The 16,625-nt window shown below is 66.2% G+C and carries 21 protein-coding genes and 1 pseudogene; 10 read left to right on the top strand and 12 right to left on the bottom strand.

Annotated elements, in window-relative coordinates; translation table 11 throughout:
• Positions 1 to 9 precede the first annotated feature (9 nt).
• Positions 10 to 201 (top strand): DUF1059 domain-containing protein, encoded by a 192-nt coding sequence (locus ACH492_RS06380; RefSeq protein ID WP_307661460.1) that lies wholly within the window; start codon positions 10 to 12, stop codon positions 199 to 201.
• Between the two features lie 97 nt (positions 202 to 298).
• On the opposite strand, the gene ACH492_RS06375 is transcribed toward ACH492_RS06380, so the two are convergent.
• Positions 299 to 1,453 carry a cystathionine gamma-synthase gene (locus ACH492_RS06375; protein ID WP_307661461.1) on the bottom strand — a complete coding sequence of 385 codons (1,155 nt, stop codon included), beginning with the start codon at positions 1,451 to 1,453 and terminating at the stop codon, positions 299 to 301.
• Positions 1,454 to 1,641: 188 nt separating this feature from the next.
• Between ACH492_RS06375 and ACH492_RS06370 the strand changes: the two genes are divergently transcribed.
• From ACH492_RS06370 to ACH492_RS06345, 6 genes are all read left to right on the top strand, one after another.
• Positions 1,642 to 2,745, top strand: coding sequence for a hypothetical protein (locus ACH492_RS06370; protein ID WP_398983432.1), 1,104 nt, complete (start codon positions 1,642 to 1,644; stop codon positions 2,743 to 2,745).
• 84 nt (positions 2,746 to 2,829) lie between these two features.
• Entirely contained in the window at positions 2,830 to 3,495 is a 666-nt protein-coding gene (gene msrA / locus ACH492_RS06365) for a peptide-methionine (S)-S-oxide reductase MsrA (protein WP_398983430.1), read from the top strand.
• Positions 3,492 to 3,866 carry a hypothetical protein gene (locus tag ACH492_RS06360; protein ID WP_398983428.1) on the top strand — a complete coding sequence of 125 codons (375 nt, stop codon included), beginning with the start codon at positions 3,492 to 3,494 and terminating at the stop codon, positions 3,864 to 3,866. The genes msrA (ACH492_RS06365) and ACH492_RS06360 overlap by 4 nt, the downstream gene beginning before the upstream one ends.
• Positions 3,793 to 4,158 (top strand): hypothetical protein, encoded by a 366-nt coding sequence (locus ACH492_RS06355; protein ID WP_398983426.1) that lies wholly within the window; start codon positions 3,793 to 3,795, stop codon positions 4,156 to 4,158. The genes ACH492_RS06360 and ACH492_RS06355 overlap by 74 nt, the downstream gene beginning before the upstream one ends.
• A 371-nt stretch (positions 4,159 to 4,529) precedes the next feature.
• Positions 4,530 to 4,874: a hypothetical protein gene (locus ACH492_RS06350; RefSeq protein WP_398983424.1), complete on the top strand. Its 345-nt coding sequence runs from the start codon at positions 4,530 to 4,532 to the stop codon at positions 4,872 to 4,874.
• Between the two features lie 7 nt (positions 4,875 to 4,881).
• On the top strand, positions 4,882 to 6,291 hold the full coding sequence (locus ACH492_RS06345; protein ID WP_398983422.1) for a caspase family protein: 1,410 nt from the start codon (positions 4,882 to 4,884) through the stop codon (positions 6,289 to 6,291).
• 118 nt (positions 6,292 to 6,409) lie between these two features.
• Here ACH492_RS06345 and ACH492_RS06340 read toward each other — a convergent pair whose 3' ends face one another.
• Positions 6,410 to 6,847 carry a hypothetical protein gene (locus ACH492_RS06340; RefSeq protein WP_398983420.1) on the bottom strand — a complete coding sequence of 146 codons (438 nt, stop codon included), beginning with the start codon at positions 6,845 to 6,847 and terminating at the stop codon, positions 6,410 to 6,412.
• 972 nt (positions 6,848 to 7,819) lie between these two features.
• Between ACH492_RS06340 and ACH492_RS06335 the strand changes: the two genes are divergently transcribed.
• Complete coding sequence (locus ACH492_RS06335) at positions 7,820 to 8,032, top strand: hypothetical protein (protein ID WP_356227271.1); 213 nt, start codon at positions 7,820 to 7,822, stop codon at positions 8,030 to 8,032.
• Positions 8,033 to 8,304: 272 nt separating this feature from the next.
• On the opposite strand, the gene ACH492_RS06330 is transcribed toward ACH492_RS06335, so the two are convergent.
• Entirely contained in the window at positions 8,305 to 8,808 is a 504-nt protein-coding gene (locus ACH492_RS06330; protein WP_398983418.1) for a hypothetical protein, read from the bottom strand.
• 201 nt (positions 8,809 to 9,009) lie between these two features.
• On the opposite strand from ACH492_RS06330, the gene ACH492_RS06325 reads away from it, so the two are divergent.
• Positions 9,010 to 11,316 carry an LAETG motif-containing sortase-dependent surface protein gene (locus ACH492_RS06325; RefSeq protein WP_398983416.1) on the top strand — a complete coding sequence of 769 codons (2,307 nt, stop codon included), beginning with the start codon at positions 9,010 to 9,012 and terminating at the stop codon, positions 11,314 to 11,316.
• Between the two features lie 627 nt (positions 11,317 to 11,943).
• On the top strand, positions 11,944 to 12,651 hold the full coding sequence (gene msrA / locus ACH492_RS06320) for a peptide-methionine (S)-S-oxide reductase MsrA (protein WP_398983414.1): 708 nt from the start codon (positions 11,944 to 11,946) through the stop codon (positions 12,649 to 12,651).
• A 33-nt stretch (positions 12,652 to 12,684) separates the two neighbouring features.
• Here the strand turns inward: msrA (ACH492_RS06320) and ACH492_RS06315 are convergent.
• From ACH492_RS06315 to gvpJ, 9 genes and pseudogenes are all read right to left on the bottom strand, one after another.
• Positions 12,685 to 12,863, bottom strand: a pseudogene (locus ACH492_RS06315) (flavoprotein); the annotation flags it as partial.
• 21 nt (positions 12,864 to 12,884) lie between these two features.
• Positions 12,885 to 13,184 carry a gas vesicle protein K gene (locus ACH492_RS06310; RefSeq protein ID WP_398984780.1) on the bottom strand — a complete coding sequence of 100 codons (300 nt, stop codon included), beginning with the start codon at positions 13,182 to 13,184 and terminating at the stop codon, positions 12,885 to 12,887.
• A 74-nt stretch (positions 13,185 to 13,258) separates the two neighbouring features.
• Positions 13,259 to 13,477 (bottom strand): gas vesicle protein, encoded by a 219-nt coding sequence (locus ACH492_RS06305; RefSeq protein ID WP_398984778.1) that lies wholly within the window; start codon positions 13,475 to 13,477, stop codon positions 13,259 to 13,261.
• Positions 13,478 to 13,524: 47 nt separating this feature from the next.
• Positions 13,525 to 14,328, bottom strand: a complete 804-nt coding sequence (locus tag ACH492_RS06300) for a GvpL/GvpF family gas vesicle protein (RefSeq protein ID WP_398983412.1) — start codon at positions 14,326 to 14,328, stop codon at positions 13,525 to 13,527.
• On the bottom strand, positions 14,325 to 14,720 hold the full coding sequence (locus tag ACH492_RS06295; protein WP_398983410.1) for a gas vesicle protein: 396 nt from the start codon (positions 14,718 to 14,720) through the stop codon (positions 14,325 to 14,327). Before ACH492_RS06295 ends, ACH492_RS06300 begins: the two co-directional genes overlap by 4 nt.
• The gene (gvpO, locus tag ACH492_RS06290) at positions 14,717 to 15,115 is read right to left on the bottom strand and encodes a gas vesicle protein GvpO (RefSeq protein WP_398983408.1); all 399 of its coding nucleotides are present in this window, start codon (positions 15,113 to 15,115) and stop codon (positions 14,717 to 14,719) included. Before gvpO ends, ACH492_RS06295 begins: the two co-directional genes overlap by 4 nt.
• 3 nt (positions 15,116 to 15,118) lie before the next feature.
• On the bottom strand, positions 15,119 to 15,370 hold the full coding sequence (gene ccmI, locus ACH492_RS06285) for a c-type cytochrome biogenesis protein CcmI (protein ID WP_398983406.1): 252 nt from the start codon (positions 15,368 to 15,370) through the stop codon (positions 15,119 to 15,121).
• Positions 15,371 to 15,372: 2 nt separating this feature from the next.
• Positions 15,373 to 16,179 (bottom strand): GvpL/GvpF family gas vesicle protein, encoded by an 807-nt coding sequence (locus ACH492_RS06280; protein WP_398983405.1) that lies wholly within the window; start codon positions 16,177 to 16,179, stop codon positions 15,373 to 15,375.
• Positions 16,176 to 16,619 carry a gas vesicle protein GvpJ gene (gene gvpJ, locus ACH492_RS06275; RefSeq protein ID WP_398983404.1) on the bottom strand — a complete coding sequence of 148 codons (444 nt, stop codon included), beginning with the start codon at positions 16,617 to 16,619 and terminating at the stop codon, positions 16,176 to 16,178. The genes ACH492_RS06280 and gvpJ overlap by 4 nt, the downstream gene beginning before the upstream one ends.
• Positions 16,620 to 16,625: the final 6 nt, after the last annotated feature.

Raw genomic sequence — 16,625 nt, 5'->3', positions numbered from 1 at the left:
GAGGTCGTCATGACCAGAAAAGTTGCCGACTGCCGCAAGTTCCCGAGCGAGATGAACTGCACCCTCACCATCTCCGGCGAGGAAGAGGAAGTCGTCCGGGCCGCCAGTGAACACGCGGTCTCCGTGCACGGACACACGGACAGCCTGGAACTGCGTTCGCAGATCCGGGAGTTCCTCGAGGACGAGAAGGTCCACGCCTGACCGGACCACTTCCGTAGGGGCTCTTCCGTAGGGGGTTCTTCTGTAAGGGCCACTTCCGTAGGGCGCCGGCCAGGCGTCGGTCTCCGGTCCGCCCGGGTCAGCCCAGCGCCTGCTGCAGGTCCGCCAGCAGATCGTCGCCCGCCTCGATGCCCACCGACAGACGCACCAGGTCCGCCGGAACCTCCAGGGCGGAGCCCGCCACAGAGGCGTGCGTCATCCGTCCCGGGTGCTCGATCAGCGACTCGACGCCGCCCAGGGATTCGCCCAGCGTGAAGAGCTTCGCGCGGTTGCAGACCTCGACCGCCGCCTCCTCGCCGCCCTCGACCCGGAAGGAGACCATCCCGCCGAAGGCCTTCATCTGCTTCGCCGCGGTCTCGTGGCCCGGGTGCTCCGGCAGTCCCGGGTAGAGGACCTGCGTGACCTTGGGATGACGGGTGAGCATCTCGGCGACTCGGGCGGCGTTCGCGCTGTGCCGGTCCATGCGGACGGGCAGCGTCTTGATGCCGCGCAGCACCAGCCACGCGTCGAACGGTCCTGCCACCGCGCCCATCGCGTTCTGGTGGTACGCCAGTTCCTCGCCCACCGTCGCGTCCGCCGCGATCAGCGCACCGCCGACGACGTCGGAGTGCCCGCCCATGTACTTGGTCAGCGAGTGCACGACGATGTCCGCGCCGAGCGCGATCGGCTGCTGGAGATAGGGGCTGGCGAAGGTGTTGTCCACGACGAGGCGCGCGCCCGCGCCCCGCGCGATCTCCGCGACCGCGGCGATGTCGGTGATGCCGAGGAGGGGGTTGGACGGGGTCTCCACCCAGATGACCTTCGTCTTGGGAGTGAGGGCGGCGCGCACCGCGGCCGGGTCGGAGGTGTTCGCCACCGACCACTCGACGCCCCACCGGGAGACGACCTTCGCGAAGAGCCGGAAGGTGCCGCCGTACGCGTCGTTCGGGATCACCACATGGTCGCCCGGCTCCAGCAGCGTACGCAGCAGGCAGTCCTCCGCCGCGAGCCCGGACGCGAAGGCGAGCCCGCGCCGGCCGCCCTCCAGCGCCGCGAGATTCTCCTCGAGGGCGGTACGGGTCGGGTTGGCGCTGCGGCTGTACTCATAGCCTCCGCGCAGGCCACCCACGCCGTCCTGCTTGTAGGTGGACACCTGATAGATGGGCGGGACGACCGCGCCGGTCAGCGGGTCCGCCGTGTTGCCCGCGTGGATCGCGATGGTCTCGAAGCTGTGCAAGCTGTGCTGGTCGCTCATGAGGCCCGAGCGTAGTCCGGGTCGGGCTCGGGGGCGCGGCCCGCCCCGGCCGCTGTCCGGGACTGTGCGGTCGGACTCCGGTGCACGGCCCCGCCCCGGCCGCTGTCCGGGAAATTGCGGTCGGACCCTGGTACGCGGCCCGCCCCCGCCGCTGTCCTGGACTGTTCGGTCTTGGAGACAATGGAGCCATGGAGATTCTCTGGTTCCTGATCGCGATGGCCATGCTGGCCGCGGTCATCGGTCCGTTTGCGCTGCGCCGCCGCTCGGGCATCCGGCAGGTCGCGCCCGGCTCGCCCGACGCCGCCGACCCGGACACGTACGGATTCATGCGCCAGGAGGAACTGGACATCCGGCTGCCGGGACCGGACCAGGACCTCCTCGACGTACTCGACGTCGTACAGCACACCCAGGACTGGCGGGCCGCGTCGCAGCTGCTGGCGGGCACCCCGAAGGACGGCGAGGTGCGCTGGCAGCGCGTACAGGCCTTCGCCGGAGCGGCGTCGCTGGAGCTCCGGCAGCGGCCGGGCGTCGGCGGGGCATGGCTGCGCGCCTGGCGCTCGGAGTCCCCCAAGGACGCGGGCGGCGCGCAGGTGCACGCGGAGTTCCTGGTGCAGCAGGCCTGGCGGTCCTCGACCGCAGGGACGGACGACTTCCGGATCATCCTGGAGGAGGCCCGTACGGTCTGCGGCGAGGCGGCTCTGCTCGCACCCGGCGACCCCGTCCCGTACATCGTCGAGCTCGCCGTCGCGCGCGGACTCGGCTACACCCCCGAGCAGTTCGACCAGTTGTGGGCGAAGGTCATCGACCGGGCGCCGGAGCACATGGGCGCGCATCTGGCCGCGCTGCACTACTGGTGCGAGAAGTGGCACGGCTCCCGCGAGGAGGCCGACCACTTCGCGACGACGGCAGCGGCCCGCGCACCGCAGGGCTCGCTGCTGGCCGCGCTGCCGCTGTTCGCGGTGTACGAGCACGTGCCGGACGTTGTCCTGGTGCAGGGCTTCTACCAGAGCGCGGTGGTGACGAAGGCGATGGAGGGCGCACTCTTCGCGGTGCACTCCGCCCGCCCCGACGACCCGATGCTCGCGCACGTACGGCATCTGCTGGTCCTCTTCCTCGTACGGTCCGAGAGGTGGGCCGAGGCGATGAACCAGCTGGTGAGGGTGGACGGCCACGTCGGCGCGCTGCCGTGGACGCAAAGCGGCGACCCGGCGGCGGAGTACACGGTGTACCGGAACCTGGCGGTGGCGGGGTACGAGGCGAATGGGGGGAGCCCGGCGACGCTGCTGCAGTGAGGCGGCGGGGCAAGGGCGGCGGGGCCAGGAATCCTTGCCTACCCCCGGACGTTGTCATGAAGGCCGACTGTCGAGGAGACCCGCATGTTCCTGTCCCGCCGCACCCCCGAGCTCCCCACCCCCGACCAGGCCCTGCGCGGCCGCCCGACCCCCGAGTTCTCCGTCCCCGACCGCCACACGGTCCTCGGCAACCCGCTGCTGGGCCCGTACCCGGAGGACCTGGAGATCGCAGACTTCGGCCTGGGCTGTTTCTGGGGCGCGGAGCGCAAGTTCTGGCAGACGGACGGCGTCTGGACGACGCTGGTCGGCTACCAGGGCGGATACACCCCGAACCCGGCATACGAAGAGGTCTGCTCGGGCCTGACCGGCCACACGGAGGCGGTCCGCGTCGTCTTCGACCCGTCGGTCGTCTCGTACGAGTCGCTGCTGAAGCTGTTCTGGGAGTCCCACGACCCGACGCAGGGCTTCCGCCAGGGCAACGACGTGGGCACGCAGTACCGCTCGGCGATCTACACCCACTCGGACTCCCAGGCGAAGACTGCGCAGGCGTCCCGGGAGGCGTACCAGGGGGTCCTGACGGGCTCGGGGTACGGCACGATCACGACGGAACTGCTGCCGGCGGAGGGCCGCCCGTTCTACCCGGCGGAGGGGTACCACCAGCAGTACTTGGACAAGAATCCGGCGGGGTACTGCGGGATCGGCGGCACGGGTGTCTCGTGCCCGATCGGCGTCGCGAAGGCGGAGGGGTGAGCGCTGGCGTCACGCCCGAGCTGTTGGCGGGGCTGTGGCAGGAACGGCGACCGTCGGGTCCGCCCGTCGCCCACATGTTCCGTAGTGCGTACGCGGACCGCTGGGTGCGATTCCACAGCCTCCTCGGCTCGAAGCGCTACCCGGAGTCCGAGGTCGAGTACGCGATCGTGCTGGACCGGTACAACACGGTCCTCGACGAACTGTTCGCGGGCACGGACGTGTTCGTGGTGACCATGGACTGGTCGAACACGCCGACCCGACGAACTGTTCGCGGGCACGGACGTGTTCGTGGTGACCATGGACTGGTCGAACACGCCGACCGGGCCCGCCGGCCACCCGACACACGAGACACGACAGAAACTGCACCCTGAAGGCGTCCGCTGGTGGACCGAGTCGGACCAGGCTGACCCCGACCCGGAGTTCCACGCCCACACACGTCTGTACGCCGACCGGCGCCCGTGGGAACGCGGCTGCGTCGATGAGCTGCTGCGCGCCGTCGCGGACGAGGCGCTCGTCGAAGTGTTCTTCACCGATACGGAACTTCGACGCATCCACCACCCTTACGACGGCGGCGCAGACGTCGTCCCCACCTCAACCGCAGAGCGAGACCGGCTACGCCGCGAGCACACCGCATGGCTCCCCAGCAACGCAGCGGGGCTGTAACACCAGCAGCATCTTTCAAGCAGCAAAGACCCGAACGGGTACTGCGGGATCGGCGGGACGGGCAGCAAGCTAGGTCTGTTCGAGAGGAACGGGAGGCGTCATGCCCGAGAGGACTCACGCCTACGAAGGGTGCGTCTCACCAACCAAGATCTCAACGGGCGCGGCCCCCTGGAACCCGGCGCGCTGCAAGCCGATCACTTTCCCGCTCAGGGTACACAACATGGGCTCCGAGCCGCCCGTGTGGAGTGGTGGTCGATCGATCCAGTGTGACCCTCAGACCGGGGGGTCTCCCCAGCGTTTAGCTCGCCTGCGCGCCCGGTGCCGTGCTCAAGTGGCCTAGACTGTAGGCAACTTGGCTGGGGGGTTCCTAGGTGATTGTACAGATCGGCATGACGGGTCCCGGTGCCGACGAAGAACTACGCTCATTTCGCGCATGGCTCGTGGAAACGCCTGAAATGCGTCAGCACTGCAAGATTTCATGGGTGACACCACCACCGGCGCCCGGCGAGATGGGCAGCGGCACCGTCGAGATTCTGCAGCTCATTACCGACAACTTTTGGCAGGTCACCACCTTCGCTTTGGCCTACAGCACATGGCGCCGCACACGACGTAGCGCCCCGACGGTGACGATTGAGCACAATGGGACAGCGTTCACCATCGACGGGCACGACGAAGAGGCGGTACAGCGCATTGCGCGGGCGTTGACGTCTCAGTAGGAGTACCGTGATTCTGCCTGATCCTGATCAGTCACGAGCAGTTCTTGTCGGTGTTAGCAATTATGTCGCGATGCCGAAGCTACCCAACGTGGCGAATAATGTGGAAGCTTTGCGGTATTCCCTGACTGGGGCAGCATCATGGAATCTGCCATTTCGGCACTGCGTCGCTGTCCACGACCCGCGAAACACCGACGAACTGGTGGATCCCATCTTGGAATCCGCCAACGCCGCTACAGATACCCTCCTCGTCTACTATGCCGGACACGGCACCAAAGGGCCGAACCGAGGAGAATTGCGACTCACCAGCACGAACTCACGCCCCAACGCCCCTTACACTGCAACTCTTTACGACGACATCCGCGACATCCTGCTCGCTTCTCCAGCCGCTCGTCGAATTGTAATTCTCGATTGCTGCTACGCAGCCAGGGCACTGGGCGCCATGGCAGACTCCACCGAGTCCATAGCAGAAGATGCGTTAATCGAGGGAACATATCTGATCGCAGCTACTGGCGAAACACAGATAGCCAAAGCCGACGGCGAGAACGGTTTCACCGCGTTCACGGCCGAACTGATCCATCTCCTTCGCAATGGCGTACAGGACTCGAGCCAAGCACTTCTAGACCTGGACACCACATTTAACCAGTTGGTTCGATCCCTACGAGCCAAATCTCTCCCTGTGCCACAGAGACGGGTTCGGAATTCTCCAGGAAATTTGGCGATTGCCTGGAACAGGCAATGGATGACCCAGCAGCTTAGCAATATACTCGCGAGCCGGACAAGCGTCACTGAGCCTATCACCGCCCCCACCAACGTTTCGCCTCCATTCAACTTGTCGCCGACGCCGGTCGACGCACCTCGCACAGGAGAAACGCACGCCGGAGAACGACGACCGGTATCACTCCCTCGTATCATTGAGAAGGAAGCTGCATCCAACAGCACCTCCGCTCACCTATTGTGGCCCAAAGTACTCGAGGCCGTAAAGAGCCGCAGAAGATTCACCTGGATACTACTCAGCCAGCATGCAAAAATCGTCGATCTTGACTCCGGAAAAGTCCAGCTTGTATTCATTAACAAGGGGAGCCTGGATAATTATGTCAACAGCGGCTCCGAACCAGTACTCCAACTTGCCCTTTCCGATGTTCTTGGCCAAGAGTACGAGATCGAGGCGACCGTAACTCGCGCTACGCCTACTCCACTCCCTCAAGACCCAACACAACCGCTTACGTCCGGCAACGTACACGCGAAATTCCTCACCACGGGTGACGAAATCGAACACGAGAAGTTCGGACGCGGAATTGTCTTGTCAACCACAGGAAAGGGGGAATCCGCCGTGGCTATTGTCAACTTCGGAGACGGGAAGCCAAAAAGGCTCCTCCTTAGATACACCCCTTTCACAAAGGTTGAGGAGAATAGCTGACCCCTTGAATGGATGATCGGCGATTCCGTAGAGCCACACCCCGCGCCAGTCGAGGATTTAGGCGGTCGGTGAAACGCTCCGGGTCTGCTGGAGACTCGATTCCCTGAGAGGGGCGTAGTCAGGCAGATGACGTCGGCGGAGTACCCCCTCCGCGCTCGATCTGGCCGCCGGAGCGGAGGCGCAGCAACCTTGTTGCCAGGCGGTGCCACAGCCTAGGCCCACGGAATTGGTTGAACTCCGCCTCGTCTCGGATCACCTCGGCCAGCCGTCTGTCAGTCAGGTCCACGGTCTTCGAGGCTTGTTGGAGTTCGGCCCACTTCATATCGGTCTCGTCGTACATCCCTTGGTTGTTGAAGTGGCTCGTAGCGCGGGCGTGCAAGTCGCGCCACTCCGACAGCAGACGGGCCCAGTGGTTGAACGCTGCCAGCGAAAGGGTGTCCAGGGCCCTGATTGCGGGTGAGCCGAACATTTCCAACTGGGCCTGGGTCAGCAGGAACGCGTTGAGTTCCTTCCCGGGGTTGATGATGCTCGACTCGGCCGACTGCGTACGTAGCACCTCCGCCCCCGGTGTTGAGCCAGAGCCCGGCGGGTGCACAGCACCTCTTGGTAGGTATCCATGCGGCGGTCCCACACACGGTGCTGGCGGTCCCGGCGAAGGGTCAGCCGGTGGGTGATCAGTACAGCAGACGTCGTCGTCAAAACCCCGACCGCCCCGACTATCAGGGTGGCCTCAACAGGTTGCAGTGCCATGACGTGATCGTATGTACGGACTTACCTCTCATGGGCGAACACCACGACCTGAACCGGAAGTTGGTACATCAGTCCCGCTACGGCAGGAGCTGCCGTCACCATCGTCGCCCTGGCCCGCGTGACAGCCACGTCACGGCGTGTCGTGTCGGCTGATGGCTGACTCTGTGGCGGCCATCGCGAGGTGCCATGGGTACGCGTCCGGTCGGCCCTTGCCCGGCTCGTTTGTGAGCTTCCCAAGAGGCCGTCAGCGATGCCGCAAAGGGCTCATCCCTCCGTTCAAGAGGGGAGCGCCCGAAGGGCCAGCCTCACGATGCTGCATCTCGAGGAACCGTGGTCGGTTCCGGCCATATCCGGCGATGGACTTGGCCGCGTGGACTACCGACCGCGCTAGTGCTCGCGAGGGCAACGGCGTCCCGTACGCAGGTTTTGCCTGCGGCTTCTCGGTCGAGCGAAGAAGACGACGGCCGGAGCGACCCACCCCCTACGGTTGCTATCTGGACATCAACTCCCTTGCGTCAGTGGGCCGTTGTGTGGGGCGGGCGGTAGCCTTCTTCGACTGCTCGGCGAATGCCGACGGTTGAGGACAAGCTCAGGGGGATGCACATGCAGTGCTTAGGCCACGTGGGTTCTACCCCGTGGCGGCCAAGCGTTCGCTTCGCAGGCGATGCGCTCTGGCTACGACCTCAATGCGTAGGCATTGGTCGTCCGGCTGGCATGTGTGTTTCACCCTGCAAGATCCGGACGCCGATGTTCTGACCAGAACTCGGAAGGATCGTCGTTGTCCACTCAGGTGCCGGTGTGTAACCACCGGGTCTACGAAGTCGTGATCGTTTTCCTGGTGTCCGTGGTCGCGGGCCTGATGAGCGGCCTTCTCTGGGTCGCACTTGGCATGTCGCCGGTGTCGGCAGTCGGTACTGGAGCCGTGGTGCTCGCCGGGGTCTTCGGTCTCTGCATGACGGCCGTCGCCTACGTCAAGAGGCAGGGTAACTAACCCTCGGTGGGGGCGTTTCCCAGGGGCCGCCCCCACATGCTTGCTTGTGATCGCCCGAGCGACTCGGCGCTCACCACGGTCGATTGTTCGGGCGGCGACGCCGCGAGGGCGACGGCCGCGGCGCGGGCCGGCCTGGGCTTTGTGCGGGCGGATCGCGGTGGTGTGGCCAAGAGGGTTCCCCTGCACGATCGGGCGCGCGGATGCGCGGCACCGGTCGGACCATCGTGACCTAACCGGCCTTCCCCCAGGGTGTCTTGAGGCAGTCCTGACGACTACTGCGGGGGTGTGTGGATGTCGATGTCGGTGATGAGGCTCCCGCCGTCCGCGTCGAGGATTCCGCACAGGCGGTTGACCGGCGTGTACAGGGGCCTGGCGTCGGATTCGATGCCGTCTTCGTCTTCGAAGTCGAAGAGCCGGTCGAACGGCACGGTGACGAACGGCCACACGGCCGGGTCGGCGGCGACGGAGTCAGGGTGGTACTGCCACTGGGTGCCGCAGGTGCGGTTGTGGACCTCGCCGACATACCAGGCGGCCGTCTGGAGGAAGTCGCTGCCGCGTTCCTCCCATGCCTGGTCGCTGCTGGTGTAGCGGGAGCGAACGAGGGCGTCCAGGCGCTCAAGGGAGCCGGGGGTGAAGTCCCAGTCCCCGTCGTGCCGCTGGGCCCATCCGGGGAACTCTTGCTGCTGGATCTGAAGCCAGGCGTCCAGGACGGGGTTGCTGGAGCGTATGCGGTCCAGCTCGGCCAGTTCCTGGTACTCGTCGTCGGTCATCTCCATACCGGCCGACCCTACCCGGCACCCCTGACAGTGCGGCAGCGGCCCGTGCGACGCGCCCCAATAGGGTTGCATTCACAAAGAGTTCAGGTACTAGGCTGCCTCTTTGGCGGTGTCATGTCACGGGGGCTCACACCGCTCTCTCACATGTCCCCAGGCCCCCGCAGGTAAGGGACAAAGCACTTGAAAACCATACGTTCACGCGTGAGGGCACGCCTGGCATCCGCTGTCGCGGTCGCCGCCGCGGCCACCCTCGCGTTCACCGGCCTTCCGGGCCTGACCTCCAGCGCGGATGCCGCACCGGGGAAGAAGCCACCGAACCCGGGCATGCTCTGCCGCGACTACTTCGATCTCGCGGAAGACCTCGTTGCCATCGTGGAGATGCCCGGCGGGGATGCGTCGCGGGCGAAGTCCCAGTGGGACACCTACGAGTACGAGAACCCGGGCAAGAAGTGGGACGGTCTTCAGGGGCCGTCCGAGGCGGACTACAAGCGCCTGGAGAAGGAGACCAAGGAGCCTCCGAAGTCCCGGCCGGTCGACCGGGTCTGGTGGAAGTGGATCCGGGCCAGCAAGAAGAACCCGAACGCGTTCGGGGACTTCACCTACTGGCGCGACATCATCCTGATCAAGAACGCCGGGAACGACCCGCGCGGCAAGGCGTTCGAGAAGAAGATCATCAAGGAACACGGTCTCGTCGGTGACGACTGGATCTGCCAGAAGGAGTTCGACTACACCGACCCCGATACCGGCAAGACTCACCGGCGTCAGGCGGATGCGTGGAACAAGAGCACCGGGCAGGCGCTGGAGATCAAGTCCAACGGGCATCCGGAGAAGAAGCAGAAGCCGGGTGACATCGCCTGGTCGAAGCAGAAGGAATCCCCGGTCAAGTCGCTGAAGTACATCTTCGCCGAGCCGCAGGAGAAGTCCGCCAAGGACCACCTGAACGAGCTGAAGAAGAACGCTCCGGGCAAGGTCACCGAGTACAACTACCGCTCCCGCAAGGTCGAGCTGGCCCCGGGCGGCGGCGTGCGGGACAAGTCGACCACCATGCAGCCCCCCGGATCCAAGGGGGTGACCGGCGGCGGCGCGCAGGATCTGATCCGTGAGTCGCGGCCGAACCCGAAGGACATGAAGGAGTTCCTGGACCGCAAGAACGCAGCCGACCCGAACCGTCTTCAGCCCAAGGGCCCGGGTGGGGTGGACTTCACCACGCTGGAGCTGCGGTACATCGGCAAGCCGGTCAAGGGCAAGGGCGTCGACTACAGCTTCTCCGCCAAGGAAGTCCCCGAGGACACGGCCGGCTGGGGAGGCAAGGCCAAGTCGCAGCTCATCAACGACGCGTTCTTCACGTGGCTCGCGCTGGACCCGTCGAAGTTCTGGGTGAACCTGAACCCGGACCAGCCCGACAAGATCATGGACACGGCGTTCGGGAAGACCGATGCCGGCCGGATCCTGCTGGAAGCCGACCTGGAGATGAAGCGGGACTACGCCTCGGCGATGAACCCGACCAAGCGGCCCGAGGCCGACCGGTTCTGGAAGTCGATGCCTCGCAACAGTGAGGGCGTTCCGTGCTGGTTCTCCGTGCGGAACTGGATCGAGCCTGCGACCGCCGTCGTCCGTGAGGAGAACGGCGGCATCCACATCCTCGACACGCCGCTGAAGGTCAAGGCCCAGTACCTCGCCTACAGCAACATGCCCGACAACGGCACGGAGCTGTGCGACTTCAACGAGCAGCAGAAGAAGTGGGCCGAGCGGCAGGTCAACACGCTGATCATCCCCGAGGTGGAGAAGCAGGTGAACACCAGCCCCCGCTACGCGGACCTGCGGCGGGTGTACACGGCGCGAGTGGCGGCGGAGTTCATCCGCCAGCAGGACGCCAAGGCACCCACGGACTACCACAAGGTCATCAACAGCAACGACGTGACCGCGTGGCCGCTGCGCGGGGAAAACAAGGACTGGACGCGAGAGAAGACCTACCAGGCATACCTGAAGTCTCTGCGCACCGGTGAGGATCACTGGGAGCACGACGCCGGCGGCGGCCGGTACGCCTACGGGGTCGGCGGTGTGGACCTGTCCAAGCAGCCGAAGCGGAACATGACGAAGGTCCGCTTCGATACCGAGCACCGCTACCTCCCTCGCGAGACGAAGTCATCGGTGCGCACGCTGACGGACAACGCCAAGGACGGCGAGAAGAACCTTCTGCTCTTGGGCGGCAACACCGTCTCCTCCGACGTCTCCAGCGGCGGCGACACCCCGGACCCGACGCCGACTCCCACGCCGACGCCGACCAAGCCGGGTGAGCCGACGGATAAGCCCACCGACCCCACCACGCCCCCGGCTACCGGCGGCAGCAGCGGCGGCGGCACGGGCGGGAACGACCCGGAAGGCGACCTCGCCGACACCGGCTCCAGCACGCCGGTCGGACTGATCGCTGGACTCGCCGCAGCCCTCGCGGCCATCGGCGGCGGCCTGGTGTGGTGGAAGCGCCGCCGCACCGCCGACCAGGAGTAGTCCGACCACAGCGCTCTCATAACGGCTCGGCCCCGCACCCAACGACTGGGTGCGGGGCCGAAGCCGTCTATCAGTCCACTCCCGCTGATGCGGAACGGGCCACCGGCATGTTGCTGTACGCCAGGTAATGGGCATCCTGTGTCTTCCCAGGTCAACCGCAATCGCCTTCTGTCTCAACTACGGTGGAGGGGTCGTCAGTTGAGGCGTCGCCAGGTACCGGGCGCGATGTGATGCTCTTCCTCGCTCTCGTTTCGGCCACAGTGGTTGTTCGGTTCATCGTTCTGGTCCTCGAAAGCACCCCAGAAGTTGAGACGCCACCTCGGACGGAAGGAGAGTGACATGAGCAAAGCGAGAACGTTCGGTCGGCGTAACCACAGGTCACATGGCAACGCCGTATCGGCGGGACCGGCGTCGCCTGCCCGATTGGGGTCGCCAGGCGGGACGACTGACCGCTCCGTCCTCCGGGGCCGGGCGCCGCTCGCATTGCTGGTCGCAGCCGACCCTGGGGGCCAATGCCCCCTTCTGCATGCGGAGTTTTGGCAAGTAGCCAGTCGGCACGCCATGCTTGGACACAGCTCGACGCCCGAAGCGCCGACCTCAGCGCCCGCAGACAATGAGGAGGCCGCCATGTCGTTTGCACGGAGTCGTGATCTGCGTCTGCCCACACCCGAGGAGGCTCCGCCGGGCCGGTCCGCGCTCGCGTACGAGGTTCCCGAGAAGCACACCGTCCTCGGGACGGCGTTGCAGGGCCCCTATCCCGAGGGCTTCGAGGTCGCCGACTTCGCCCTTGGCTGCTTCTGGGGCGCCGAGCGCCGGTTCTGGCAGCTTCCGGTCGGCGTCTGGACCACCCTGACCGGCTTTCAGGGGGGCTACACGCCCCACCCGGTGGACGACGAGATACGCACCGGGCTGACGGGGCACGCGGAGACGGTGCGGGTGGTCTTCAACCCCGCGGAGATCACGTACGAGCGGCTGCTCCAGCTCTTCTGGGAGTCCCACGACCCCACCCAGGGCTTCCGCCAGGGCAATGACGTCGGTACCCACGTCAGGTCGATCGTCTTCACCCACTCCCCTGCCCAGCGGGCGGCGGCCGAGCGGACCCGGACGCGCTACCAGCAGGCCCTGTCCGCCGCCGGATACGGCGAGATCACCACGGAGATCCTCCCGGCCGAGCACCACCCCTTCTATCCGGCGCGGGCCTATCACCAGCAGTACTTGGACAAAAACCCGGCGGGATACTGCGGAATCGGCGGGACGGGCGTCAAACTGGGTGCCCCGTCTGAGACGAACTTGGGCCGTTCCTGCCCGACGGGCATCGCGCCTGCGGAGGACTGAACCCACTGGGGCGCGTCGGGGTCAACAGCCACGTCACGGCGTGTCGCGTCGGCTGACGGCTGACTCTACGGAGGCCAGCGCGAGGTGCCACGGGTACGCGTCCGGTCGGCCTTTGCCCGGCTCGTTGGGAACGAACCCGCCTTCCCCGTAGAGAACTTGGACGCCATGGCGCGGAGTGTCGCGATGCTCTGGTTGAACTGCGTGTGCTGAACCGTGTGCGCCGTGGCGTTGCCCTACCCGCCCTCAGGCGCAGAGTTTCGAGGATTTCCAGGAGAAGGTTCCGGAGACAGCAGAGGACCCAGCGGGCCCAGGTCTATGTTCAAATCGTCCGGTGAGAGGCCGAAGTGCTCGCGCAGCTCCTCCACGCGCTTCTCCAGTGCCATCAACGTCAGCCCGAGCTGTTCGATCTGCTCCTCGCTCAGGTCTCCGCCTTCGATGCGGCGCAATGCCTGCCGTTCCATCAACTGGCGCAGCAGTTCAACGATGGTCAGCACCAGACCAGCCAGACCTCGCTCCACCGACTCGGGGTCCATCTCTACTCGTTCGGGGAATCGACGCGCCGCGTTCCTTGGCGTGCCACCGGCGCGATCTTCGCCGCGTTGACGGTTCATCGCGGCCGCTCCGCGGCACGTGCGTCTGCCTTCGTGGCACGGGAGTCCTCCATGCCGGGACGGATCGAGGCGATCAGTGCGCGCAGCGAGATCCTGACGAGGTCGATGTCCGCGATACTCAGGGTGATCTCCCCGGCGATGACCACACCTCCGGCCAGCACCCGGTCAAGCAGGTCGACGAGCGCTATCTGCTGTCCCTCGAAGGCGTACGGCACTTGGGGCTGCTGCCGTACGGGAGACTGCCGGTGGTCGGCCACGGCGCTCACACCCGCTCCGGCCCCACGTTGTCACCGGCGAAGGAGTACGCGGGCCACGGGCCGACGAGCTCGATCCGCACATCGGGAAAGCGGCCTCGGATGTCCTCGACCGCGGTGACGAACTCCTCAGTAAGGACGTTCGGCACGAGATACGAGGTGTTGAGGATCATGGAGCCCTCGTACCGAGCCAGGCGGGCGTCCTGAGGGGGATGGTGGGCCGACTCCACCGCGAGTTCCTGGAGCGCGACATGGATCTGCTCCGCCTGGTCCTGAGCTTCCCGCTGCGCCGTCTCTTGCCCCTGTCGCTGCGCTCGACGACGCAGGAGGTAGGCCGTGCCGGGGCTACCGCCCTCCTCGGGGCTCGCGTCGTGTGATTCTTGCCGCTCCAGCGTCCGCGGGTCGACGTACGCCTTGATGCCCCACTCCGTCCGCCCGGCCACCCGGTTCAACGCCGAGGCGAAGTCCGCCCGGCACTCCGTCAGGAGAGAGCGCACACGATCGTCGTCGTGGTAGATCGTCGCGAAACGCAGAGGGATGATGTTCCCCTCGCGGGCCACCGTGGAAATCACCTTGTGGTGGGCTCGGGCAGCTGCTTCGAGCCACTCGAGGTCCTGGAGGCGTTCGCGCAGTTCCTCTTCGCCGAAGTCGCTGACCGGCACTGAACCGACGATGCCGAGCAGGCCGGACTCCTCGACGACATGCACAGGCTCACCGGCCACCCCCGTCAACGCAGGCGTTTCTCTGACCCCGGTGACTGGGTGAGCGTCGAATGCGATGGCATAGAGCCAGGTGACGCAGGACTCGGTCATCGCTGCTTCCCCTCGTGCTCCGACCGGTCGGCCTCCTCCTCGGCCTCAACGGCCCCACTGTCCCCGTCTCCTGCCTCCAGCTCACCGATACGGCGGCGCAAGCGGCGGTTCTCCTCGATGACGTCACGTTGCCCGGAGGAAAGGGTGGGGTCGTGTTCCCACCAGTCGATGCCCATTTCGCGGGCACGGTCGACGGACGCCACCAGAAGACGGATCTTTATGGTGAGCAGCTCGATATCCAGCAGGTTGATCCGGATGTCACCGGCGATGACGATGCCCTTGTCGAGAACGCGTTCCAGTATGTCGGCCAGGTTGGCCGGTTCGGGCCGGGCGGGCACGAGCGAGGGGTCTCCTCGCCGGCTTGGGGCACTCCAGCCCGAACCCTGGCTCATGCGTCGCTCTTTTCTGCCCTGCCCCGGTAATGGCGCTTTTCGCGGCGGTAGGAGATCAGCTCTCCCTCGTCGTCCATCTCGACGAGGTAGACGGCGAGGATGTCGGTGGAGTCGGGTATCCGATGCGTTTCCACGACCTCGATGCCCACCTGCCAGCCCTGCTCCGTCTTCTCCAGAGAGGTCACGGCCTCGAGGTCTTTATCGGCGAGTTCGCGGACGTGCTCTGCCGCTCGTGCGGCGGCCCGGCGGCCGCTGAGACGGTGCGAGGATGAGGACTTCGTCGTCTTGCGCCTCGTACCTTCGGTCGAGCTGCGCTGGGACGCACGTGTCGCCGACTCCTGCTTCGGCCGGGCCGGCCTCTTCGGCTCCGGCGCAGCGCGCTCTGACCCGGGCACGGTTCACACCTCCATCCCGCCGTCGGGGAACCGCGAGGCCATGAGGCGGCGTACCAGCTCTGCTTCCTGTTGGGCTGCCTCCTCATCTGTGATCTCACCGGCGTCCCGGGCGATCTCCACCTCCTCCAGGCGCTGCCGGATGACGTCCGGGTCACTGAGTTCGCGCTCAGCCACCTCTTCGGCTCTCTCCGCAACCCACACCACTCCGCGGATCGGCGCGAGCGGCCAGGTAACCAGTCCGCTGAGGAGTCCCACGGCTATCCGCCCTCCTCGATCTCGCTCGCCGCCTCGTCCACGAAGTCGTAGGGCGCGAGCGGCCCGAGGAGGCGCAGGTGGATCCTGCCGTGCCACTGAACAGCGAGTTCCTCTGCCGCCTTTTCAAGCGCGGCCCACTTCACCTGCGGAACGAGGAAGGAGGCATTCACCACCCCTTCCGCGACGGTTGGTTCGGCGGTGGCGGTGGCGACGGCGAAGGGAACCAGACGCCGTTGGATCTCAGCCGCATCCGTATGACGTTTGCCGGCGATCGCGTCGGTGATGGCTCTGCCGAGCTCGACACGTTGGTAGTAGCTCGCCTCCTCGTCCTTCGCCGCCACCTCCTCCCGCAGTCGGGCTATCGCCGGATTCTCACCGAGCACCTCGCGCAACACGGCGTCCTGGACGTACCGGGCTCTGAGGGTGAACTGCGCCTGGCCGTGCAGCCGTTTCAGGATCTCGGCGAAGTCGTCGAGTCCTTCTTCCAGCAACTGCTCGACCACTGTCCGTACATCCGGCAGTACGGTGCCAAAGCGGAAGGGGACTACGGCAGTAGTCGAGGCGGCCAGAGAGTCCAGCACGCGTGCGTGGGCGTGCAGATCCTCCGGCGTGCCCAGCGGGCGGTCGGTGGGGACTGTGCTGACAACAGCTGCAATTCCCCGGTGTCGTACGAATGTGGCCTGTGCTTCCGGGCCGCCGACCCCGGGCAGGTCCAGTGCGGGGGCGCGGTCTGTGGGCTCGGGGACGACGCCGTAGACATAGCAGGCGCCCTCCACCGGCGCAGCCGTCCCCACCTCGTCGGCAGTCACCGCTCCCGCTCCTTCCGGCCTTCGGGCCTGGGCCTGCGGCGGGGCCTCTCCTCGGGCTGCTTCTCCTCTTGATCCTCGTCCTCCTCGTCCTCGCCTGTGCCGAAGGCGTCACTGACCTTCTCTTTGACGCCCTCGAGAGCACCGCGGGTCTTGTGCTTCGCGCCGCCTTCCCGGAGGTCGTCCACGAGCTCCGGCAGCCCGCGTTCGGTTCCGGCGCGGGCGAGGTCGAGACGGTTCACGGCTTCCGCGAAGCGGAGGTAGGTGTCGACACTCGCAACGACGATGCGTGCGTCGATCGTCAGAAGTTCGATGCCCACGAGAGAGACACGGACGAAGATGTCGATGACGAGGCCCTTGTCCAGGATGAGGTCGACCACGTCGACGAGACCACTGGTGGAAGGCCGGTCCAAATAGCGGCTGGTCTGAGGGGCTACGGTCATTGCACT

This window comes from Streptomyces sp. NPDC019443, assembly GCF_044389785.1.
Lineage (GTDB): Bacteria > Actinomycetota > Actinomycetes > Streptomycetales > Streptomycetaceae > Streptomyces.
The sequence above is the reverse complement of the archived record's forward strand: the minus strand, read 5'-3'. Positions and strand labels throughout refer to the sequence as shown.

Bases quoted from the DNA above. Each gene is read 5' to 3' on its own strand.
- ACH492_RS06330 (WP_398983418.1), bottom strand. From the start codon at position 8,808: ATGGAGATGACCGACGACGAGTACCAGGAACTGGCCGAGCTGGACCGC.
- gvpJ (WP_398983404.1), bottom strand. From the start codon at position 16,619: ATGACCGTAGCCCCTCAGACCAGCCGCTATTTGGACCGGCCTTCCACC.
- ACH492_RS06300 (WP_398983412.1), bottom strand. From the start codon at position 14,328: ATGACCGAGTCCTGCGTCACCTGGCTCTATGCCATCGCATTCGACGCT.
- ACH492_RS06310 (WP_398984780.1), bottom strand. From the start codon at position 13,184: ATGGACCCCGAGTCGGTGGAGCGAGGTCTGGCTGGTCTGGTGCTGACC.
- ACH492_RS06355 (WP_398983426.1), top strand. From the start codon at position 3,793: ATGGACTGGTCGAACACGCCGACCGGGCCCGCCGGCCACCCGACACAC.
- msrA (WP_398983430.1), top strand. From the start codon at position 2,830: ATGTTCCTGTCCCGCCGCACCCCCGAGCTCCCCACCCCCGACCAGGCC.
- ACH492_RS06295 (WP_398983410.1), bottom strand. From the start codon at position 14,720: ATGAGCCAGGGTTCGGGCTGGAGTGCCCCAAGCCGGCGAGGAGACCCC.
- ACH492_RS06380 (WP_307661460.1), top strand. From the start codon at position 10: ATGACCAGAAAAGTTGCCGACTGCCGCAAGTTCCCGAGCGAGATGAAC.
- ACH492_RS06370 (WP_398983432.1), top strand. From the start codon at position 1,642: ATGGAGATTCTCTGGTTCCTGATCGCGATGGCCATGCTGGCCGCGGTC.
- ACH492_RS06375 (WP_307661461.1), bottom strand. From the start codon at position 1,453: ATGAGCGACCAGCACAGCTTGCACAGCTTCGAGACCATCGCGATCCAC.
- msrA (WP_398983414.1), top strand. From the start codon at position 11,944: ATGTCGTTTGCACGGAGTCGTGATCTGCGTCTGCCCACACCCGAGGAG.